22 protein-coding genes are annotated in these 21,592 nt (G+C 59.2%); 10 read left to right on the forward strand and 12 right to left on the reverse strand.

Features of this window, described 5'->3' with window-relative positions:
* Positions 1-5: 5 nt before the first annotated feature.
* The 3 genes from HMPREF3101_RS00325 to HMPREF3101_RS00335 all read right to left on the reverse strand — a co-directional run bounded on the left by HMPREF3101_RS00325 (position 6) and on the right by HMPREF3101_RS00335 (position 2,178).
* Entirely contained in the window at positions 6-368 is a 363-nt protein-coding gene (locus HMPREF3101_RS00325) for a hypothetical protein (protein ID WP_070461878.1), read from the reverse strand.
* A 119-nt stretch (positions 369-487) separates the two neighbouring features.
* Entirely contained in the window at positions 488-1,717 is a 1,230-nt protein-coding gene (pepT, locus tag HMPREF3101_RS00330; RefSeq protein WP_070461880.1) for a peptidase T, read from the reverse strand.
* 17 nt (positions 1,718-1,734) lie between these two features.
* Positions 1,735-2,178: a DUF2871 domain-containing protein gene (locus HMPREF3101_RS00335; protein ID WP_070461882.1), complete on the reverse strand. Its 444-nt coding sequence runs from the start codon at positions 2,176-2,178 to the stop codon at positions 1,735-1,737.
* A 156-nt stretch (positions 2,179-2,334) separates the two neighbouring features.
* Between HMPREF3101_RS00335 and HMPREF3101_RS00340 the strand changes: the two genes are divergently transcribed.
* Positions 2,335-3,462 (forward strand): YihY/virulence factor BrkB family protein, encoded by a 1,128-nt coding sequence (locus HMPREF3101_RS00340; protein WP_070461884.1) that lies wholly within the window; start codon positions 2,335-2,337, stop codon positions 3,460-3,462.
* Here HMPREF3101_RS00340 and HMPREF3101_RS00345 read toward each other — a convergent pair.
* A complete protein-coding gene (locus tag HMPREF3101_RS00345; protein ID WP_070461885.1) occupies positions 3,449-5,035 on the reverse strand; it encodes a peptide chain release factor 3 in 1,587 nt (528 codons plus the stop codon). The genes HMPREF3101_RS00340 and HMPREF3101_RS00345 overlap by 14 nt on opposite strands.
* A gap of 33 nt (positions 5,036-5,068) precedes the next feature.
* Here HMPREF3101_RS00345 and HMPREF3101_RS00350 point away from each other — a divergent pair, with 33 nt between their 5' ends.
* On the forward strand, positions 5,069-5,650 hold the full coding sequence (locus tag HMPREF3101_RS00350; RefSeq protein WP_070461886.1) for a cysteine hydrolase family protein: 582 nt from the start codon (positions 5,069-5,071) through the stop codon (positions 5,648-5,650).
* A 27-nt stretch (positions 5,651-5,677) separates the two neighbouring features.
* Positions 5,678-6,223: an NADPH-dependent FMN reductase gene (locus HMPREF3101_RS00355; RefSeq protein WP_070461888.1), complete on the forward strand. Its 546-nt coding sequence runs from the start codon at positions 5,678-5,680 to the stop codon at positions 6,221-6,223.
* A 205-nt stretch (positions 6,224-6,428) separates the two neighbouring features.
* Here HMPREF3101_RS00355 and pth (HMPREF3101_RS00360) read toward each other — a convergent pair whose 3' ends face one another.
* Entirely contained in the window at positions 6,429-6,986 is a 558-nt protein-coding gene (gene pth / locus HMPREF3101_RS00360) for an aminoacyl-tRNA hydrolase (RefSeq protein WP_070461890.1), read from the reverse strand.
* Between pth (HMPREF3101_RS00360) and HMPREF3101_RS00365 the strand changes: the two genes are divergently transcribed.
* The gene (locus tag HMPREF3101_RS00365; RefSeq protein ID WP_070461891.1) at positions 6,985-7,872 is read left to right on the forward strand and encodes a nitronate monooxygenase; all 888 of its coding nucleotides are present in this window, start codon (positions 6,985-6,987) and stop codon (positions 7,870-7,872) included. The genes pth (HMPREF3101_RS00360) and HMPREF3101_RS00365 overlap by 2 nt on opposite strands.
* Here the strand turns inward: HMPREF3101_RS00365 and HMPREF3101_RS00370 are convergent.
* From HMPREF3101_RS00370 to HMPREF3101_RS00385, 4 genes are all read right to left on the reverse strand, one after another.
* On the reverse strand, positions 7,869-8,678 hold the full coding sequence (locus HMPREF3101_RS00370; protein WP_070461893.1) for a fumarylacetoacetate hydrolase family protein: 810 nt from the start codon (positions 8,676-8,678) through the stop codon (positions 7,869-7,871). The genes HMPREF3101_RS00365 and HMPREF3101_RS00370 overlap by 4 nt on opposite strands.
* 4 nt (positions 8,679-8,682) lie before the next feature.
* A complete protein-coding gene (pth, locus tag HMPREF3101_RS00375; RefSeq protein ID WP_070461896.1) occupies positions 8,683-9,231 on the reverse strand; it encodes an aminoacyl-tRNA hydrolase in 549 nt (182 codons plus the stop codon).
* Between the two features lie 18 nt (positions 9,232-9,249).
* Positions 9,250-9,888: a 50S ribosomal protein L25/general stress protein Ctc gene (locus HMPREF3101_RS00380; RefSeq protein ID WP_070461897.1), complete on the reverse strand. Its 639-nt coding sequence runs from the start codon at positions 9,886-9,888 to the stop codon at positions 9,250-9,252.
* Positions 9,889-10,051: 163 nt separating this feature from the next.
* Positions 10,052-10,723, reverse strand: coding sequence for a YczE/YyaS/YitT family protein (locus HMPREF3101_RS00385; RefSeq protein ID WP_070461899.1), 672 nt, complete (start codon positions 10,721-10,723; stop codon positions 10,052-10,054).
* A gap of 144 nt (positions 10,724-10,867) precedes the next feature.
* On the opposite strand from HMPREF3101_RS00385, the gene HMPREF3101_RS00390 reads away from it, so the two are divergent.
* The 5 genes from HMPREF3101_RS00390 to HMPREF3101_RS00410 are packed head-to-tail and all read left to right on the forward strand — an operon-like array spanning position 10,868 to position 16,018.
* On the forward strand, positions 10,868-12,256 hold the full coding sequence (locus HMPREF3101_RS00390; RefSeq protein ID WP_168160136.1) for an aromatic ring-hydroxylating oxygenase subunit alpha: 1,389 nt from the start codon (positions 10,868-10,870) through the stop codon (positions 12,254-12,256).
* Between the two features lie 14 nt (positions 12,257-12,270).
* The gene (locus HMPREF3101_RS00395; protein WP_070461902.1) at positions 12,271-12,828 is read left to right on the forward strand and encodes an aromatic-ring-hydroxylating dioxygenase subunit beta; all 558 of its coding nucleotides are present in this window, start codon (positions 12,271-12,273) and stop codon (positions 12,826-12,828) included.
* A gap of 9 nt (positions 12,829-12,837) precedes the next feature.
* Entirely contained in the window at positions 12,838-13,872 is a 1,035-nt protein-coding gene (locus tag HMPREF3101_RS00400) for a VOC family protein (RefSeq protein WP_070461904.1), read from the forward strand.
* Entirely contained in the window at positions 13,869-14,573 is a 705-nt protein-coding gene (locus HMPREF3101_RS00405) for a putative quinol monooxygenase (RefSeq protein ID WP_070461907.1), read from the forward strand. The genes HMPREF3101_RS00400 and HMPREF3101_RS00405 overlap by 4 nt, the downstream gene beginning before the upstream one ends.
* Positions 14,574-14,602: 29 nt before the next feature.
* A complete protein-coding gene (locus HMPREF3101_RS00410) occupies positions 14,603-16,018 on the forward strand; it encodes an MFS transporter (protein ID WP_083279999.1) in 1,416 nt (471 codons plus the stop codon).
* Positions 16,019-16,095: 77 nt separating this feature from the next.
* Here HMPREF3101_RS00410 and HMPREF3101_RS00415 read toward each other — a convergent pair whose 3' ends face one another.
* A complete protein-coding gene (locus tag HMPREF3101_RS00415; protein WP_246816577.1) occupies positions 16,096-17,811 on the reverse strand; it encodes a bifunctional 3-(3-hydroxy-phenyl)propionate/3-hydroxycinnamic acid hydroxylase MhpA in 1,716 nt (571 codons plus the stop codon).
* 129 nt (positions 17,812-17,940) lie between these two features.
* Between HMPREF3101_RS00415 and HMPREF3101_RS00420 the strand changes: the two genes are divergently transcribed.
* Positions 17,941-19,215 carry an alpha-hydroxy acid oxidase gene (locus HMPREF3101_RS00420; RefSeq protein ID WP_083280000.1) on the forward strand — a complete coding sequence of 425 codons (1,275 nt, stop codon included), beginning with the start codon at positions 17,941-17,943 and terminating at the stop codon, positions 19,213-19,215.
* On the opposite strand, the gene hisC is transcribed toward HMPREF3101_RS00420, so the two are convergent.
* Entirely contained in the window at positions 19,118-20,203 is a 1,086-nt protein-coding gene (gene hisC / locus HMPREF3101_RS00425) for a histidinol-phosphate transaminase (RefSeq protein ID WP_070461908.1), read from the reverse strand. The two genes, HMPREF3101_RS00420 and hisC, sit on opposite strands and share 98 nt — an antisense overlap.
* Entirely contained in the window at positions 20,200-21,552 is a 1,353-nt protein-coding gene (locus tag HMPREF3101_RS00430; RefSeq protein WP_070461910.1) for an amino acid permease, read from the reverse strand. The genes hisC and HMPREF3101_RS00430 overlap by 4 nt, the downstream gene beginning before the upstream one ends.
* Positions 21,553-21,592 lie beyond the last annotated feature (40 nt).

Consider the following 21,592-nt stretch of genomic DNA (forward strand, 5'->3'; position numbering starts at 1 on the left):
AGCAGTTACTCTTCAACCACTAACCCAAGATGGATGCTTGCCAACTCGTACTGGCCCGGGCCAGGAGGAAGAGCGGCTAATTCGGCGGCGGTTTGGGCGGTGACTGGAATAATCCACCCGGTTTTTGGATCAAGTGTTGGATCCGAGGCGGTATCGGTGGGGGTGAAGGTGACGGGGCGGGACGTGGAGGCGTCGGCAAGCAACTGCACCGGGCCCCGAAACTTCCGCAACGCGTTGAGACCCGGCGGGGTAGTGGTAATAATGACCAATTTTTCATCAGTGTCCGGCGAAAGGTTGGCGGTGTGGACAGAAAGGTGTGCCACCGGAACCGTTGGAATCCTGTTGAAAAATCGGTCAAAGAAACCCATGTGCAATGAGTCTAGTGCCCGAAGAACGGCCAGATCGTCTTGGATGACCAGCTGCCGAGCCGGTAGAGGAACCGAGACCTGTTGCGCACTGTGTGCAAACTTGCGTTCAGCGTGCGAAGTTACTGGCCGCGCATGAGTGCCAGCGTCAATGCGTAGCAGTGCTCGAGGGAAGGCACCGGCAAAAACTCGTAGATCGAGTGGAAGTTATGGGCGCCGGTAAAGTAATTCGGGGTGTAAACACCCTGGTTGGACAGCCAAGACCCGTCGGTGCCGCCGCGCATGTCAATCTCCTTGACCTCGATGCCAAGACGACGCATCGTTGCGTGGAGCCTCTCGGAGCCGATGGAGTTTTCGGTCGTTTTCGCGTCGGAGATATTCGCGTACACATCCTCAATGTTGCAGGTGATGGTGGTACGCGGATGGGCGTCGGCAAGATTGCTGGCGAGCGCGCGCAAACGTTGCTTCTTCTCCTCGTATCCTGCGCGGTCATGGTCGCGGATGCTCAACTGCATCGTGCAGGTGGACTGGTTGCCGTCGATGTGGTTGAGCCAGATGAAGCCTTCGCGGCCCTCGGTGTGCTCGGGCGTTTCCTGTGGGTCGAGCTGGTTGGCAAACTCCATTGCCAACGTGATCGGGTTGACCAGGTTGCCCTTCGCATTCATTGGGTGGGCACTGACACCTGCGATGGTGATGGTGGCGGTGGCGGCGTTAAAGGTGGTCTCGACTACCTCGCCGAGTTCACCGCCATCGACGGTGTAGGCGTAGTCGACAGGGAAGCGCTCAAAGTCAATGGTACGCACACCGCGCAGGCCGATCTCCTCGTCTGGCACGAACGCGATGTAAATGTCGCCTTGTGGCGCCTGGCCGCCAAGTTCGGTGACTGCCTCCATGATGGCAGTAACGCCAGCCTTATCGTCCGCGCCGAGTACGCTCGTGCCGTCCGTATGCACGATCGGCTGGCCCTCGTACGCTGCAAGTTCTGGGTGTTCGGCGGCCCGCAGCCAGAGATCGCGCTCGGCGTTGAGACAGATGTCGCTGCCGTCGAAGTAGGTGAGCTGCGGGTTTACCGCAGGAGAGAGATTTACATCCACTGTGTCCAGGTGGGAACAGAAACCGATCGCTGGGCCCTCACCGGCACCCGGGATCTTCGCGGTGACCACGCACGTATCCGACAAGTGGACGTTGGTAGCTCCGGCGGCGGTGAGCTCGTTGACAAGCAAACGCGCGAACGTCCACTGGCTTTCGGTGGACGGGACCGTGGTCGCTGACGCGTCGGATTGACTTTCGGTGCGGACGTAGCGGAAGAAACGGTCGGTGAGGCGCTGCTGGATCGGCGTAAGAGTGCTCATGCCGCGAGGGTAGCGCGTTAGTTTGCTGGTGCTGCCTCAGGGGAGCGGACGGGGTTATCGATGGCGCGGCCCAGCAGCACGATGAAGATGATCAGTGCGATGGTGAGCATGATGTGGCCTAGACCTGCGATGCCAGAAATTGCCGCGCTCGATTCCTTGCCCAGCACCGTCAGTGAACCATGGAAAATCAGCATGGCGACGGTGGTGAGCAAGCCAGCGTTGTAGAGCCAGAAGAAAGCGTTGAAAAGCTTCTTGTCTCGAGAAAAGGTGAAGACCTTTTCTAGGGCAAGAAAGATGAGGAACATCATGAATCCCAGTGCCAGAAGGTGGGTGTGCGTGACGCCGAGCTGGGTGAACTGGCCTTCTGGGAAGTCGTTGGCGCGGGTGAACTCGCGGTAGAACACTCCGGAGATCAGACCGAATGCGAGGTAGAAGACTGCGGCTCTATAGAGCGACTTCATTGAAAACTCCTTTTAGCAACAAGTTGTTGTGAAGATCATCTACGGTTTTACCAGAAAACGCGCGGCCTGGAAACCGAAGCATCGGTCAAAAGATGGAAGTGCTCCAACAGCCTCGCTCGCCTCGGACGCTGTGAGTGAGTGTATAAGGTGACCAGTATGTCTGAATCGCACCGCGTGGATATGGTCGTGTCGTACGGCACCGGCGACCTTGTTGTCACCCCGTACGACTACGAAACACCACTACGCCGGGACAACCGACTCACACGCGCCGGATGGAAATCGCTCTTCCGTCGCGTAGTTACAGACTTTTCCAACGACGCAATGGTGGACCGCGCCGCCACTTTGACCTATTACACCCTGCTGTCGGTGGCTCCAATGCTGCTCGCCGCATACTCCCTGTTCAGCCTGCTCATGCCTAGTAGCGACGAGATGGCCGATTCCATCATCGCGGACCTCATTGCTCAATACGTGCCGGTGCAACTACAAGAGGATGCATTCCGGTTAATCTCCGTTATTGTCGGCACACCGGCGGAAAGCACCATCGCGCTTGCGGTGTCCGTGATTATCTCGCTGCTGTCCGCCTCGGCGTACGTGCGTTCCTTTTCACGCAACGCGAACCTTATTTACGGACGCACTGAAAGCCGCCCGATAGTGGTGACCTGGCTAACCATGTGGCTGGTCACGCTGGTCATGGTCGTTGGTGCGGTGCTGATCATTCTTGGTGCGCTGCTGACCGATTCCATTGTGAATGCGGTGCTAGGCCCGATTGCCAGACCACTGCAGCTGCAAGAGGAACTGGATTATCTGACCTCTATTTTCTTACCAGTGTGGGCATATCTGCGCGGGCCGGTCATTGCAATTGTGTCCATCGCGCTGGTGTCCGTGCTGTACTACTTCGCGCCAAACGTAAAACCGGGACGTTTCCGTGTGCTCACCCTGGGTTCAGCAACCGCGCTGTTAGTGATTGCAGGGTTATGGATGTCGTTTGGTCTGTACCTGAAATACGTTGGAATCCGAAGTACCTACGGGGCATTCGGAACGGTACTTGCCGTGCTTGCGCTGATCTGGCTGATGAACATTGTGCTGCTCGAAGGCGTGAAAATAGACGCCGAAGTGCTGCGTTCCAAAGAGCTGCAAGCGGGTATGGACGCAAGACGCAACATTCAGGCACCGCCGCGCTCCAACAGGGGAGCTGCCTGGCGATTGAAAACCAGGCGTTGGACCGATCGCGCAGCTGCGGAAATTCTTGAGGCTAGCGCCGAAAAGAAGGCTAATCCGCAATAAGCGGCTCGATGGTCAGCTCCGGGTGCTCCTTTTCCACGAAGGCGAGCTTCCACTTGTCACCAAACAGGGCGATAAGCTCGCCGTCAGAGCGAGTGAAGATCTCTACGCCGCGCTGACGACCTAGCTCGGGTGCGGAGTCCGCGTCGGTGCGGCGTGCAACGGAGTAGGGGATTGGCTCCGTGATGGTCTCCACGTTGTACTCCAACTCCATGCGAGCCTGCATGACCTCGAACTGCATCGGGCCGACCGCCGCCATGACGGGAGCTGCGTCCCCACGCGTGTCGTTGCGCAGGATCTGCACAACGCCCTCGGCATCCAGCTGATCCAAGCCCTTGCGGAACTGCTTGTACTTGCCAAGGGACTTCGCCCGTAGCGTGCGGAAGTACTCCGGCGCGAATTGCGGCATTGGCGGGAACTGCACCTTCTTGCCAGCAAAGATCGTGTCGCCAGGCGCAAGGGAACCCGCGTTGACCAGGCCAATGATATCGCCAGGGAAGGCGGTTTCCACCGTGTCGCGGGAACGACCAAACACCGTCAACGCGTACTTCGTGGAAAACGTCCTGCCGGACTGCGCATGGGTGACCTGCATGCCGCGATCAAACTCACCGGTAACCACGCGCATAAACGCCAACGTGTCGCGGTGATTGCGGTCCATACCAGCCTGCACCTTGAACACCACGCCGGAGAATTCATCATTAAGCTCACGGTCTTTTTTGCCCGCGGGCGCTGGCGCGATCGCACACAGCGTGTCCAGGATCTGGTGCACGCCGAAGTTCAGCATCGCAGAGGCGAAAATGATCGGGGACGTGATGCACTGTTCGAAGAGTTGTTGGTCGTGCACGGCGCCGTCGGCAAGCAAAAGCTCCGCCTCCTCCAGTGCAGTCTCCCAGGTATCCCCCTCCTTCGCCGCAGCCTCGTCGGGGGAATAGTGCTCCTCCGGTGCGATGGTGGAGCCGCCGGCGGTGCGGATGAAGTGCACATACCCGTCGACCTCGCCATCAGTGGAAACATGTGCAAGACCACGGAAGTCGCCGGCCTCACCAACTGGCCAATACAGCGGGGTCGGCTGCAGATCAATCTCAGTGACAATCTCATCCACCAGCTCCAGCGGCTCACGTCCCACACGGTCCCACTTGTTAATCACCGTGACAATGGGCAGGCCGCGGGCCTTGCACACGCGGAAGAGTTTTAAGGTTTGGGGCTCGAGGCCCTTTGCGGCGTCGATAAGCATGACAGCCGCGTCAACCGCGGAAAGCACACGGTAGGTATCCTCGGAAAAGTCCGCGTGGCCAGGGGTATCCACCAGGTTGATCACATAGGGCTCGCCCTCGTGACCATCCGGCGCATACTCAAACTGCAACGCAGAAGACGCGACGGAAATACCGCGCTCTTTTTCCATATCCATCCAGTCGGAGACCGTGGACTTGCGGTTGCCCTTGCCATGCACCGCACCAGCCTCCGAAATTACGTGTGCGTGCAGCGCCAACGCCTCCGTCAACGTGGACTTACCAGCATCGGGGTGGGCGATGACGGCGAACGTGCGGCGGCGTTTGGCTTCGGCGACAGTGCTCATAAATCAAATACAGTAGTTGGTATTTTGGGCAGCATGACAATCCTGACTCCCAATACCGCAATCCTGTCCATTCACCTTGTCAATGACATTGTTGGCGAGGGCACAGCCTTCGGCTCCCTGTTCTACCCCCAGGTGGTGGAACGCGACGTCATCGCACGAAGCAACGAGGCGTTCGCCGCAGTCCGCGAAGCCGGCGGCCTGGTCGTGCACGTGTGCATCGCGCTAGCCCCGGACTACTCTGATTCGGACCCGAACATTCCGCTGCTTGCCATGGCTGAGCAGGCCGGCGCGCTGCAGGCAGGCTCCGAGGGGGCTTCACTACTTGACGACGTCAACGTCAACTCCTCCGACGCCACCCTCACCCACATCCGACCCGGCCCGTTTACGGGTTCTGAGCTGGAAAACCTGCTGCGTGAGCGCGGCATCACAGATGTGATCGTCTCCGGCGTAGCCACCAACGCTTCGGTGGATTCTACGGTGCGTCAGGCCTCCGACCTTGGGTTTAAGACCTACCTGCTGGAGGACGCCTGCTCCGCAGCAACGCCTGAGGCGCACGCTGCTGCGGTTGAAACCGCTGGCCTGTTCGCCCGCATCATCACCACTGCAGACCTCTAAGAAATAGACGAAAACCTAAGGAGAATCATGAGCAAGAAAACTATTGGTGTTTTTCTCGGTTCCGTCCGCGAAGGCCGTTTCGGTGAAGTAGTAGCCAATTGGGTGATGGAAAAGGCACAAGACCGTGAAGGTTTCGAGTACACACTGCTGGACCTACGCGAGTTTGACGTGCCGTACCTGGTAGCCACCATGCCGCCGGGGGCAGCAAACAAACAATACGAGGATCCGGCGGTAACCCGCTGGTCGGAGGCCGTGGACGCCTGCGACGGCTACATCTTTGTCACCCCGGAATACAACCACTCGGTGCCTGGCACGATGAAAAACGCCGTTGACTCACTCGGCGCTGAATGGAGAAACAAGCCTGTGGCGTTTGTGGGCTACGGTGCGGACAGTGCTATCCGTGCGGTAGAGCATTGGCGCGTGATCGTGGCCAACTTCTCCATGTTTGATATCCGCAACCAGGTCGCATTGTCCATCTTCGACGACGTCAAGGACGGCGCACTTGCGCCGCGTGACGTGAAGGTCCAGTCATTGGAAACGGTGCTGGGAGACCTTGAGCAGCAGCTGATCTAGGCAGAGCTAGTCAGAGCTAGTCAGCCAGCGGCGCCGCCTCGCGCACAAGACGCGCGTTTTCGGCGCTGGGTCGGACTCCATCTCGTCCTCCAGCCGTGGCAGAGCAGGAGGGCGATTTCACTAGTGGTTTCTTCGGCTTCGTAGATGCCGTCTGCGGGTGGGAATTTGCTGTTGGTCATGGCGTGGTAGCTCATGCCCCTGCAACTTACTTAGTTGCGTGGATCACATTCTGGGCTTTTTCTAGGCCTTCGCTGATAATCATCTGGACGGCTTTGGCAGCGAGGGCGATTTGGTCGCTCACGTCCGCCTCGATAGGCGAAAGCACCCAGTCTGGTACTGACACTCCTTTCGGTGGACGGGCAATGCCGACGCGAACCCTCAGGTAATCGCGCGTGCCCAGGTGCTCGGTGAGCGACTTCAGGCCGTTGTGGCCATTCTCGTTGCCGCCGCGCTTCACGCGCACGGTGCCCACTGGCAGGTCCAACTCATCATGAATCACAATGATCCGCCCCGCCGGTACACCCAGCTTCTTTGCAAGGGGAGCAACCGCCTCGCCGGAGAGGTTCATGAATGTCTGGGGTTTGATTACCGCGGCGCCGTCAATGTCCGGCAGCGCATCGGCTACCATGAAGCCCACGTTGTGCCTTGTCGCTGCGTATTTCTCGCCAGGGTTGCCAAGGCCAACCACCAGCCACTCGGCTTTCGGGGTTTTCGGGGTGCGTTTACGTCTGAAAAATCCAAACACACCCCATAATGTACGCATGGACTTTCCCCGAGTGATCGCAGCACCCATGGCAGGTGGACCATCCACACCCGCACTTGTCAACGCCGTGAGCTTCGGCTTCATTCCCCTCGGCACGTGCACGCTTACGCAAGCCCGCGAGTGGCTCGCCGCATGTACACCGCCCTACGGTGCGAACCTCTTTGTCCCGCAGCCGGAGCCTTTGCTTGTAGACGTCCACGCAACCGCCACCCACCTCAACCAACCCATCCCCGAGGTCACTTCCGACTACGCTCAGAAGTTCACCCTGGTACTTGAGGCGGCACCTGCCGTGGTCTCGTCTACGTTCGGCTGCTTCAGCGAGGAGGAGATCGCCCAGCTGCACGCCGTTGGCTCGGAGGCATGGGCAACCGTGACAAGCCCGGAGGAGATCACGCAGGCAAAGCTCAAGGGAGTGGACGGCATGATTGTCCAAGGTCCACTCGCCGGCGGACACCGTGGCACATGGAACCAACACGATGACCCGGATCAGCGGCCGCTGGAAGAGCTCCTTTTGCTTGCGGACTGCCCCGTGATCGCCGCTGGCGGCATCCGATCAGCCGAAGACGTTGCCAGGTTGCAAGACACATTCGACGTGCCAGTCGCCTGTGGCACCGCCTTTCTGCTTGCAGATGAAGCCGGAACCAGCGAACGCAACCGCGAACTGCTGCAGAGCGATGCGCCCGCGGTGGTCTCGCGTGCCTTCTCCGGACGTTGGGCCAGCGGGGTAGAAACCGAATTCACTCGCGCCAACCCGAACCTACCGCCGACGTACCCCTACCTGCGCCCGATGACCAGCACTAATGATTACTGTCTCGTCGGCGCGGACCGCGGCGAGCTCCTGGCTGCACCTGCACGCAAGATCGAGCGGATGCTTACGCCGAATTAGTACACGCGCGTGGTGTTTTCGATAGCGCCCAGGCCCTCGATTTCCACGCGCACCGTCTCGCCATTTTGAATGTAGCGCTTCGGGTTGCGCGCATGCCCCACGCCATCCGGGGTGCCGGTGGCAATCACGTCACCCGGGGCAAGCGGGTAGATATGCGAAATGAACTCGATTAGCTTTGCCGGGGAAAACACCAGGTCATCGGTGGGGGAATGCTGCATCTGCTCACCATCGAGCGTGGTGGTGAGCGCAGGCCCCGGGCACCACTCAGTGTCTAACCACGGACCGAAACCGGCGGTCTTCTCTAGGGACTTGCCCTGGTGCCACTGCTGGGTGCGCTTCTGGTAGGTGCGCTGCGTGTAATCGTTGATCACGGAGTAGCCAGCAATGTAGGCCTCGCCGTCTTGCACGTGGCGTGCATACTTGCCAACGATCACGGCCAACTCGCCCTCAAAGTCCAAGGACTCCGCGTTAAACTCCGGCACCTCAACATCGTCGTATGGGCCGATCAGCGCCTCCGGGAACTTGATAAACAAGGTGGGCACGTCCGGCCGCTCATGCCCCATCTCCTCAATGTGCTTGGCGTAGTTCAGGCCAACACAAATAATCTTGCCCGGACGTGGGATGACGGGGGCTAGGTCGGTGGGGGTAAAGGGCGTCGGCGCAGCGTCGATAAGCGAAAGCTCCTGCCAGTTTTCCTGGGCAAGCAGCGCGCCAACGTCCCCAAACGGCAAAAGCACCGCCTCCGAATCGGAGACAATGCGGGCTGCCGAGGTGCCATTTTCAGTGCGAAGTGTAGCCAATCTCATGGGGCTACCCTAGCTGGCGAAGCACCTCATCGGCGGCGTTTGCGGCAGCAATTGTGATTTCGATCTGCTCCTTGGCGGCAAAGGGTTTAAGCACATAATCTGCAGGCGCCATACGTCCTGGGGGACGGCCAATGCCAACCGCCAGCTTGTGATACGTGTTGCCTACGGCCTTAGTTACGGACTTCAATCCATTATGGCCGTGGTCGCCACCGCCAACGCGCAGCTTGACCTCACCCAGATCAAGATCAAGCTCGTCATACACCACGTAAAGATCCCTCGGCTGCACGCGGAAGTAATCCATCAACGCCTTGACGGGCCCGCCCGAAAGGTTCATGAACGAACGGGTGCGGGCCAACACCACCTGGTCATTCGCAACCAGGCGGCCGGCGGCCAACTCCGCGATTTCCGTGTTGGTTTTCTTATGGGCAGAAAGCTGCGCAGGCATAGGTAAAACCCTGGTCAGCAGCTCATCAATCACCATCGCACCAGCGTTGTGGCGTGTGGATTCATACTGCGGACCAGGGTTTCCCAGGCCAACAATCAAGATGGTCACGCGACCATCTTAGAAGGCTTACTCGTCAGCGTTGTCCTCGGCGGTCTCAGCGCCAGCCTCAGCGCCGCCTTCCTCAGCAGCCTCAGCCTCAGCCTCGAGCTCCTCATCAACCTGCTCGAAGGTGACGTTGACAACCAGGGTCTCCGGGTCGGAGATGAGCTCTGCACCCTCCGGCAGCTTCACGTCGGATGCGTGCAGGGTGTCGCCGATCTCCTTGCCCTCGATGGACACAGTGAGCTCGTCCGGGATGGACAGTGCGTCGATCTCGATCTCGATAACGTCTGCCTCCTGGAGCACAACTGCGCCCGGGGCAGCCTCGCCCTCGAGGACAACCGGAACATCGACGGTAACCTTCTCGCCGCGCTTAATGCCGAACAGGTCGATGTGGTCGATCTCCAGGGTCAGCACGTTCTGGTCCACGTGCTTCACCATGGACAGCAGCTTCTCGCCGTCGACCTCCAGCTCAACAATGGCGTTGACGCCCTCGTTACGCACAACTGCGGTCATCTCGATGCGGTCAACCGCGAAGTGGACGTTGTCGATGCCCTTTTCGTAGAGGACGCCCGGGATCTTGCCGTCGCGACGCAGGCGGCGTGCAGAGCCCTTGCCAAACTCTTCGCGCTTCTCAGCCTTCACAACCGTAGGGGTAATAGCCATCGGTATGCTCCTTTAAACCTTGATATTCGGGCCGCGAGGACATAAAAAATCTGCGACCACTATGGACGGGTGTGCTCGTCGAGTGATCGCAGGAACGTCTGCTTTACTATCGCGTCGATAACGGCCATGACAGCCCTCGCCGAGACCGTCACATCCTAACAGGTCACACCCGTCCAGCCAAATGGAGCAGTTGCTTTGCGACGGGCACAAACATCCTCACCGTCGGCCCCAACAGCATGGCGCTAATGATCGTTCCCTCGCGCACGCCATCAAGCCTGCCAAATGCCAAAAAAGACATCGCACACGCCGTGATGGCGCAGCTGGCGTCGAAAAAGAGCTTGACGCTGTGGAACGGCCGGTTAGACACCTTCGCAATAGCGGCGACGACGCCTTCGCCCGGTAGGTAAATCACGTCAGAGGTAGCCACAAGCGAAATGCCGAATCCCAGCACCAAAATCCCGCAAAACAGCAGCATGAGGTTGAGTATGTAGCGCTCGTTGGCAGCCCAGCCGAAAACGTACATGCCTATGTCAAGCGACGCGCCAGCCAGCAGTACTGCCGGGATCTGCAGCCACCCAACCCTTGGGAACTGGGAGCGCAACAGCGCCAGCTGTGCGGCGATGAACAGCATGTTGATCACGAACGTCCAGCCGCCGAAACTCAGCCCGCCCATGAGCGTGGCCACCCACACTGGCGACGACACCGGCGGCGGGCCGGTACCACTGAGCGTGATAAAGCAGGTGCCGACCATGCTGATAGTGATCCCGATTCCGGCCATAACAAAGCGCACCCAAAAATCACGGGGAGTAGAAGGGGAGAAGTCCTTGGCAGCCATGGCGCGATCTTCCTCCTTTTCCGGTGATTAGGGCCGATGTGTTCTGTTAGGCGGAACAGTGGTTCGTTCGTAAGTCGAACCAAAATAGTGTTCCGTTCAACTAACCGCTAAAAGTGTGATGCAACCCACGGAGAGGAAGCAATGATGAGCGATATTGTGAGCATGATTGACCCCGTCAAGGGGCATGTCTCCGGCGCGATCTTCGCAGACCGCGATGTGTACGAGCAGGAACTGAAAACCGTGTGGCAAAAAACCTGGGTATTTCTTGCACACGATTCGATGCTGCCGAAAAAGGGCGACTTTTTGCAGACCTACATCGGCGAAGACCCGGTCATTGTGGTCCGCAACAAGGAAGGTGGCATCTCCGCATTCCTGAATCAGTGCAGGCACCGAGGCATGCGCATCTGCCGCGCAGACCGCGGCAAAGCAAAAAGCTTCATGTGTTCCTTCCACGGATGGGCCTATGACCTCAACGGTGATTTGATCTCCATCCCGCACGAGTCCAACGCCTATCCGGACGGCATTGACAAATCTCGCCTGAGCGCAATCAAGGTGCCGCGCATTGAAAACTACAAGGGCTTCATTTTCGGCTCCTGGGATGAGACCATCCCGCCGTTTGAGGAGTATCTGGGCAACGCGAAGTACTACTTTGACGGCTACGTTGACCGCTACACCAACGGTATGGAGGCAATCGCCGTACACAAGTGGGTGCTGCCGGCGAACTGGAAATTCAACGTTGAGCAGCCGACCTCTGACATGCAGCACTCCGAGATCAGCCACGTCTCCGCCGTCGAAGCCCTTGCTTCCGGCTCGGACACCTTTGACCGCACCACGGGCCGCAAGAAGATTCCGGAAGGCCGCCAGTTCTTGGCACCGTACGGTCACGGCGGCGCCTTCTTTGGCAAGCGTGACGCAGAGATCCCGAACACCGCCCCGGCGCTGATTAACTGGGAAAACACCGTACGCGAAGACATCGTAGACCGGTTGGGTGAGTTCCGTGAGGTACGCGGCCACATGAACGTGTTCCCGAACTTCATGCTGCTGGGAAACAACACCTTCCGTGTGACCCACCCGCGTGGCCCGGAGGAGATGGAGATCTGGTCTTGGGCGTTCGTACCCAAGGACGCGCCGGAGGGAGTGAAAAACTCTATCCGCGTTGATGTGATGCGCACCTTCTCACCCGGCGGCATGTTTGAACAGGACGACGCAGAGAACTGGGAGGAGATGCAGCACATCCTCCGTGGTGCGAAGTCCCGCGAAACTGGCTTCACCTACAACATGCGCCGCATCCCGGTCACCTTTGATGAGGACGGCTACCCAGGCGCATCCACCGCCCACGTGTACTCCGACAACGCGGCGTTGAACATGTACGGCTTTTACCGCGACCTCATGCTTGACAAGAGCTGGGATGCATTGAAGGAAGAGCGTCAGAACTTCGAAGTGCTCGAGCGCGACTTCACCCGCGTAATGGATCCGGAAGCTGCAGAGACCGCAGCAGCCTCTGACGGCTGGTACGAGGGCAACCAGGACTAGAGGAGAAGAGAACAATGAGCGAAAATCGGGTTGCAACGATCACGAACCACGCGAAGATGGCGTCGATGGAAGACGAGCGCGCCATCTGCCGCTTCCTCTACGAGGAAGCCGAGCTGGTGGACAACATGTGGTGGGATGAATGGCTCGACTGCCTGCATGAAGACATCGACTATTGGGCGCCGGTGCGCGAAAACCGTGTCGCGCGCGAGCGCAAAGAGGAGTACTACCCGAAGGGCACCTCTGTCTACTTCGAGGAGTCTAAAGCTTTTCTGAAGCAGCGCGTTGTGCGCCTGCAAACCCAAAAGGCGTGGGCGGAGGAACCCCCGTCACGCTCCCGCCGCATCCTGAGCAACATCCGCGTTGATGAAATTGATACCGACACGTTTGCTGTCCGGAGCAATTTCATGGTCTACCGCTCCCGCGGCGAGCGCTACCACGACACCGTCGCAGGTGAGCGCCGGGACATCATCGTGCGCGCACCGGAATCAACCTTCGGGTTCCTGATCAAGGATCGCGAGATCCGATTCGATATGGCCACCATCCTGGTCAAGAACTTAAGCCTTTTCTACTAGGAGGAAACCGTGCAGATCACCAACTTGAACCGCGTCGGTGTCGTTGTGTACGACCTGGATCAGCGAAAGATTGACTACGAACGCATCTACGGCATCACCGAGTGGGATGAGCAGACGTGGGAGCCGGAGCACAGCGTCGCGCACGGCCGCACGCTTCACAAAACCCCAGGCGTATGGCGCTCCGCGGTAGGCACCGCCAGCTTCAACGCTGGCGAGTCCGGCCCAGGTGGCGAGGCATATGGCGTGACCTTCGAGCTCATTCAGCCGATCTCCGGCGAGAGCATCTTCAACGAGCACCTGCGCACCTACCGCGAGGGCATCGCGTTCATCCAGGTCGCGGCCGACAAGCCCGAAAAAGCCGCTGAACACTTCGACAAGCTCGACATCACCCCTGCCTATACGGCAACCCAGAATGGTCAGACGCGTACCTTCTTTGACACGCGTAAAGCCCTCGGCGGCTTCTGTGTGGAGGTAGCGGGGGAGGGGCAGCGTGGGGCGTCGACAAGCGAAAAGCTCATTGCGCTGCAAGGCATCTTCCACTTCGGCGTGCTGGTCCACGACGTGATGGACACCCTGCCTGCGTACCGCGACATTTTCGGTATTACGGAGTTCCCGATGAAGACGTGGGAGACGGGCTTTGGGCGTCTCGACGCACCGCAGTACCGCGGCACCAAGATGGACCACGGCTACTTCACCGCACAGGGCATGGTTGGCAACTTCGGATTTGAAATTATCCAATCCAACCATGGTGACAGTCACTACAACCGCGAGTTTTTCGACGAGCGCGGCCCCGGCATCCACCACTTCTTCGGCCGTCTGTGTCCGGACGACGCGGATTGGGACGCAACCGTTGCACGCATGACCGACGCCGGCCACCCACTGGTCATGGGTTCCACCCTGCGCGGCGAAGCGGCCGAGTTCGGTTACTTTGACACGTTTGAGGCCCTGGGCGGATACCTCATTGAGATTGTGGTGCGCCGCCGTACGCCGGAACCGCAGTTTATGGAGCCGGACTGGATCGTTGACTTTGAGGAGCTGGCATGATTCGACTGATTTGTGAATTCCGTTGCGAGAACCCGGTTGCGCTACTGGCAGAACTGGAAGCACTACGCACGCAGTTCCAGCCGCAGGAAGCCGAGGCGTTTCGCTCCCTAGCTGAGGGCGAAGATGATGCGTTGGGGTTGTCGATGCTGTTCGAGTCTGAAAGCGACATCAGCGCCCTGCTTGAACACATCCGAGAGTTTCCCGCACTGCAGCAGGCCTTCAACACTGGTGCCCTTGAGCTGTACAAGCAGGAGCTTTTCAAGCTTGATGGCGACAAGTGGGTCCCGTCCCGCGGCTACGAACCACGCATCATGTGGCCCGCACGCGGTGGTATTCGCATTGTCATCCTGGGCACCTACGAAGAAAACCCGGAGATGCGCCAGCTGACCGCGCAGGAAATCGCAGAAACCCGCCGCGAGCCGGGATGCTTGAGCTACGCCTGGTACGAAAACCTAGAGGAGCCGAACCACCTAGTTCTGCTCGAACTGTGGAGCGACGCTGTGCAGTACGACGCCCACTGGTACGGGCGCACCGAAACGGTGGAGTACCGCGGCGACTCCGGGCGTGTCCCCACGAAATCGAAGCGTGGCAGGGCTGCTCGGGAGTTCTACCGACACCAAGAATTTGATTTGCAATACGGCCGCTTGCTGCCGAAAAACCCATTTGATTATTCCCAAACCGTCGTTTGGCCCTCTTCCTAAATCCGTTTTTTCACAGAAGGGATGAGCACATGACTACTGCTCACACAGCCTCCCCGCCCCCTGCCTCGACCTCAGGTGACGTGGCGCTCGACACGCGCACCCCGCGCGAGCGCCGCCTGGCGATGGGCTCCTCGTTCCTCGGCGCGACCGTGGAGTACTACGACTTCCTGCTCTACGCAGCTGCCGCAGGCCTGGTCTTCCCGCAGCTGTTCTTCGACGGGCTGGACCGCCAGCTTGCCACGACGCTTTCCTTCGTGATCCTTTTGACGGGCTACATTGCTCGCCCGATCGGTTCGATGGCGTTCGGCCACTTCGGTGACAAGTACGGACGCAAGAACGTGCTCGTGATCACTCTGCTCACCATGGGCCTGGTGTCTATCGCGATTGGTCTTCTGCCGTCGTCTCAAATGATCGGCCCTGCAGCGCCCATCATCCTGGTGTTCCTGCGCATCATCCAGGGCATCGCAATCGGTGGCGAGTGGGCTGGCGCAACCCTGATGTCGATGGAAAACTCCTCCGACAAGAACAAGGGCTTCGGCGCTTCGCTGGCTATCGCCGGCGGTCCGGCTGGCGCGGTGCTGTCCACGCTGGTGCTGTCGATCTTCTCCACCATCTCTGGCGAGAACTTTGCCAACCCGGAGCAGTACTTTGTTACCGACTGGGGCTGGCGCGTGCCTTTCCTCTTCTCCGCAGCGATTGTGGTCATCGGCCTGTACATGCGCACCAACGTGAAGGAGTCCCCGGAGTTCGAGGCCGCCCGCGCACGCGGCGAGGTCAACACCGGTGTGCCGCTCGCTCGCCTGTTCAAGGAGGCTCCGCGCGACCTGATGCAGGCCATCTTCGCAGGCGCTGCTGGCCTGTTCATCCAGGGTGTCCAGGCGTCCTTCCTCGTGCCCTACATCGTGGCAAGCACAGCAGAGAGCGATCAGCCGATCTCGCGTAGTGCCGGCCTAATGATGGTGTCCATCGGTTCGCTGTTGGCCATCTTTGTCATGCCCGCCATTGCGGCGCTGTCTGACAAGTTCGGCCGTCGCCCGGTCATGCTCACCGGTGGTGTTATCTCCGTCATTGGTATCTGGGCTGTGTTCAACATTATTGAGACGGGTGACCCGAACGCCGTCTGGCCCGCCATGATCATCCTCGTCGGCATTGTGCAGCCGGCACAGTACGGTGCCATCGGCGCGTTTATCTCGGAGAAGTTCGCTCCGGACCTGCGCTACACCGGCTCGGGCGTGTCCTTCCAGTTCGCCTCCATCCTGGGCGCTGGCTTGGCACCGCTGATTGCAAACCGCATTGTCACTCCGGAGACCGGCCTGACCCCGCTGGCAATCGTGATCACGATCTACTTCGTCATCTCCAGCATTGCAATCTTCCGTTCCCGTGAAACCGCTCACCGCATGAGCCATGAGAACCGCTTCGTGCAAACCCACGGCTTCAAGGGCTAAGACTCACAACACAAGGAAAACCGCACCGAAGTTCGGTGCGGTTTTCCTTGTGTTTAGGGGGCAGTTAGAGAACGAGGTTAGAGCGCGAACATCGCCTTTCGTACAGCCTGCAGCGCTTCGGCCAGATCACCGTTCAGGCAAGCTGCGGCAACGAAGCGATCCGGACGGACAATCACCGTGCCAACGGAGTGGAGGTCGAACCACTTCTTCAACGCGCCGTCATCATCAGCCGCGACCGTGACGTGATCCGCCGCTGATCCCTCGGCCCACTCCACCTGGTTCGGGGACACGCAGCAGACAAAGGAGAAGCCACGGTTCCGAAGCTCTTCCACCGTCTCAGGGCAGAGGTGGCGGGTGGGGTCCATGCCCCAGCCGATGACAGCGAAGCCGCGGCCGAGGAAGTCATCCAACAGGGCGCGCTGGCCATTAACGGTGACGTGCGGCTGGATGAACTGCACACCAACTACAGAGTTTTTGTCCAACACGTTGCGCCAAGGAATCAGCTTCGGGCGGCGTTTAGTGGAAACTTTCCGTCCCGCCTCACCCGGATTGAGAGATTCCTGGTCAACCACAACGCCGCGGGTGTAGCGCGGCATCGGCTTGAAGCGCATGTCGGAGAAGTAGCTCTTGACCGCCGGCGAGAGATTCATTGCACGGGACGCAAGGTCGCGGCCAAATGCAATGCGGCGATCAGTTTGCTTAATCACATTGCCCATAGTCAGCGACAAGTCCACCATGGCGTGCGCGTGGTCGCTACGCTCCTGCGAGTAGGTATCCAGGATGTCCGGGGAGCACGTGCCGCGCACCACGGCTTCGATCTTCCACGCCAGGTTCGTCGCGTCGCGCACACCGGAGTTGAAGCCCTGGCCCATCCACACCGGCATGAGGTGGGCGGCGTCGCCAGCAATGAGCACGTTGCCCTTCCTGAAGTCGCTGGCGACGCGGCCGTGGTGGGTGAACACGCGACGTCGGATGATGTCCAGCTCCTCCAAGTGTACTGGCAGGTGTTCGCTGAGCAGTTCCTGGACGAAGGCGTCTTCTTCGACGCGCTCAGACGGTTCGTCATCAAAGAGCAGGAACTCGAAGCGCCGGACACCGTGCGGCAGGCCGATGGACACGTATGGGCGTGCGGGGTCTGCACCCAGGTAGACGTTGGGGAAGCCCAAAGGATCGTTGCGAATGTCCACAACCACCCAGCGCGTGGACGGGCTCACGCCCGCAAAGTCCACACCCATCCACTTGCGGGTAAAGGAGCGTCCGCCCTCAGCGCCGACAAGGATCCGCGCCTTGACCTTTCTGGTCTCGCCGGTGCGTTCTTCGCCCTCGGTGCCGCTGACCTGCTCGATGGTTGCCTCGACGAAGTCGCCATGGTCTTCAATGCCAACCAGTTCCTGGCTGAAGCGGGAGGTCACGTTGGGGTAGCGCTCAAGGCCCTTGTGCATCTGGGCATCAACGTCAGGTTGTAGGAAGCCGTACTTTCGGGCGTGGCCGAAAGGTTGCCCCTGCGGGTCATTGGTCAAAATAACTTCACCATGACCATTGACAATGCGCATGACGTGGTGCGGCAAGGTGTACGGGCGGACCTCTTCAAGCAGGTCCATTGCCTGGATCGTGCGGTAGGATTCGTCGTCTAGGCCGACGCCACGCGGGTAGTCGATCAGCCGGTCACGCTTGTCGATGATCATCACATCGATTCCACGCTTACCCAGCAAGTTCGCGAGCACCAGGCCGGTAGGACCCGTGCCAACGATAAGGACATCTGTTTCAATCTGGTGGGGCATTTGGTGGGCCATAGCCTGATGGTCTCGCAAATGCTACCGCTTTGGGGAAAACGTTCCGAAAGGTGGAACGAATATCCCAGAATCGCTCTTGTAGAATTTTTCATGTTTGAAATAGTTTTTCTCTAAGGAGCGTGTGTTTCCATGGCTCGCCTTGAGCGCCAGCTGCCGGATCCAAAAGAACTGTTCAGCCTGCTGAACTTCTCCCTGCCAAGCCTGAACCGCAGGGATGTGCGCCTGTCTAAGGCGGCTGACATTCCTGACCTGCGAAAGATTGCAAAGCGCAGGACTCCCACGCCCGCATTCGACTATGTGGATGGTGCTGCCGCGAGCGAATTTACCTATCGACGCTCACGCGAAGCCTTCGACTCCGTCGAACTGACCCCACGCGTGCTTGCTCCAACACCAAACATCGACCTCACCACCACCATTGCCGGCAAGAAAGCGAGTCTGCCATTCGGCATTGCTCCGACTGGGTTCACCCGCTTCATGCACTCAGAGGGCGAAAACGGGGGAGCGGCAGCGGCACGGCGTGCCGGGATCCCGTTCTCCCTATCCACCATGGGCACCCGCTCCCTTGAAGAGGTAGCCGAGGTATCACAGGAAGGCACTCGCTGGTTCCAGCTCTACCTGTGGAAAGACAAGGAAGCCTCCCTGGACCTGGTCAAGCGTGCGTGGGACAACGGCTTCGATACCCTTCTGGTCACGGTGGACACCCCCGTGACCGGCCAGCGCCTACGTGATGCGCGTAATGGCATGACCATCCCGCCAAGACTCACACTGAAAACGGTGCTGGATGCGTCCTACCGCCCGGAGTGGTGGTTTAACTTCCTGACCACAGACTCACTTAAATTCGCCTCACTGAGCGATTCGGCAACAGACCTGCCGTCTTTGATCAACAACATGTTTGATCCTGACCTGTCCATGGAAGACCTAGAGTGGATCCGCTCCGTCTGGCCGGGCAAGCTCTTTGTCAAGGGTGTGCTCACGCCGGAAGATGCACTGCGCATGATCAATGCTGGCGCAGACGGCCTGGTGGTGTCCAACCACGGTGGCCGCCAGCTGGATAAAGCACCGTTGTCTATCCAGGCGCTGCCCGGCATCCGCGAGGCGGTTGGCCAAGACGTGGAGATCATCTTAGACTCAGGCATTCTCTACGGCAGCGACATCATCGCAGCCCTTGCACTCGGCGCTGACTTCGCCCTCATTGGCCGCGCCTACCTCTACGGTCTGATGGCCGGTGGCGAAGAAGGTGTCACCCGAGTCGTTGAGATCCTTGAACAAGAGATGCGCACCTCAATGGCGCTGATGGGCATCAGCACTATCGAGCAGTTGAAGGGTTCTGGCCAGGTGAATCCACAGTGGAAGTCACAGTGGCGTCCCACGCACGAAGAAACGCATCCGTCTCCTCTGCGTTAGTTACGGTGACGCGAATGCCGTCCTCAAACGGGCGCACAAGCACACCAGCCTCGGCGAGGCGTTTGGCAACGTCGCGGGGGTCTTTGAGAAGTTGAGCTGCCGGAATCCAGACAAAGTTGCTCTGCGATTCCGGCGTGCCAAACGGGGCAAGCGCAGCTACCACACGCTCGCGCTTGGCGACGGTCTCTTCCACGCGGCGAGCCAACTCATCTTCGGCAGCGAGGGAGGCAAGCGCACCAGTTTGGGCGACCATGCCCACGGAAAACGGCACAGCCACCTTGTTTAATGCCTCAATAATCTCGGCGGGGCCAAAGGCGTAACCAATACGCGCGCCCGCCAGGCCGTAGGCCTTGGAGAACGTGCGCAACCCAACGAGGTTCGGATACTTGAGAATCTCTTCATCAGCCACCGGGGTATCGGCGGCCTGGTTGTACTCAAAGTAGGCCTCATCCAACGCCACGAGAACGTCTTCGGGCACCTTCGCCATAAAGTCGGTGAACTCTTGAGTAGTGATGGTGGTTGAGGTGGGGTTGTTCGGGTTGCAGACGAAGATCAGCTTTGTGCGCTCAGTTACCGCCGCAGCTAGCGTGTCAAGGTCCAGCCGGTAATCCTCAGTCAACGGTGCCGTTACCGGTGTTGCACCAGCCACCTTGACAAAGATGGGGTAGGCCTCGAAGCTGCGCCAGGGAAAGACCACTTCATCCCCAGGCTGCGCCGTAATGTAGACCAGCTGCTGGCACAGGGCAGACGAGCCGGTACCAACCGCGATCTGCTCGACCGGAAGCCCCAAGTGCGTGCCAAGTGCCGCACGAATATCCACAGCGCCCATGTCCGGGTAACGGTTGATCTGTGACAATGACGCCACCATTGCCTCATGAGCGCTGGGCAGCGGGCCCTCTGCAATCTCATTAGAAGACAGCTTTACTGCCTTGTCATTGCGGGCGCCGGGTACATATGCGGCTACTTGTTCAAGATCTTTGCGGATCACTTGACCCACCTCTTTCTCACATTGCCAATGATGGTTAGTGTCAAAATCCACGCCACAAGCGTGAATAGGCCCATACGGTACTCCGGCAAGTACGCCATCATTGCGAGCACCGCAATGAAAAACGCAATGCAGATCCAGTTTGCAACCGGGTACAGCGGCGCCTTGAAATGCGATTCCTTGCCCGCAGCATCCATGCGCTTGCGGAAGTTCAGGTGAGATACGCAGATACCGGCCCACGTGATCAGCTCTGTGCCCACGATGATGGCCAAAAGCACCGCAAAGATCTTGCCTTCAAAGAAGTAGTTCAAGATCACCACCACACCCATCAACGCGCCGTTGAACAATAAGGCGTTGAAGGGGAGTCCCTTCTCACTGGTTTTTGCAAGCGCAGCAGGTGCCTGGCCGCTGCGCGCCAGGTCTCGCAGGGTGCGTGCGCCGGAATAGGTCATGGTGTTGAGCACGGAGGCGACAGCGATCACAATGACCACGTTCAGCAACGTCGCCGCGCCGTCGTAACCAACGCCAGTCAGCACACGGATGAACGGGCTTTCATTGGACTCCTGTTCATTCCACGGGGCAAGCAGCAAAATTGTGCCAATACCGCCGATGTAGAACACCAGGATTCGCCAAATCACGGAGCGTACAGCCCGCGGGATGGCGTGGTCCGGGTCGTCTGCCTCACCTGCAGCGGTGCCGATTGACATGATGCCGCCAAAGGTAAAGGTCACAGCCACGAGCGCAAACATCACGCCGCTAAGCCCATTTGGCATGAACCCGCCGTGTGCAGTGAGATGCTGCGTGCCAATCGCCGGCTCCGGACCGAGACCAAACACAAGCAGCATCCCTAAGATAATCATCAGGACAAGGGCCGTGACCTTGGCCAAGGAAAGCCAGTACTCGGTCTCAGCGAACACGCTTACACGGAGCAGGTTCAGGCCTAAAACAACAATCAGGGACACCAGCGCGGTAATCCAGTGGGGGAAGCCCGGGAACCAGAAATCCAAGAACGTACCCAGTGCGGTCATCTCCAACATGCCCACCACGATGGTGGTAAACCACCAGTTCCAGCCAGTGATAAAACCTGCCCAGCGGCCGATGTACTCACGCGAATACGCCGCGAAAGAACCAGAGGTCGGATGCTCTACCGCCATCTCTCCCAGCATGCGCATGAGAAAGAACACGATGACGCCAACGAGTGCAAAAGACAAAAGCACCGCCGGACCCGCATATTGAATGGAGTCGGCGGAGCCAAGGAAAAGGCCCGTGCCAATTGCTGAGCCGAAGGCAATCATCTGCAACTGGCGGGATTTCACCCGCCGTTGCAACCCTGTTTCTTCGAGAGTGGTCATGGGCTCACTGTAGCGAGCACCCTTGACCACGCACCGAACG

The sequence above is a fragment of the Corynebacterium sp. HMSC29G08 genome (genome assembly GCF_001806875.1).
In the GTDB taxonomy this organism is placed as follows: domain Bacteria; phylum Actinomycetota; class Actinomycetes; order Mycobacteriales; family Mycobacteriaceae; genus Corynebacterium.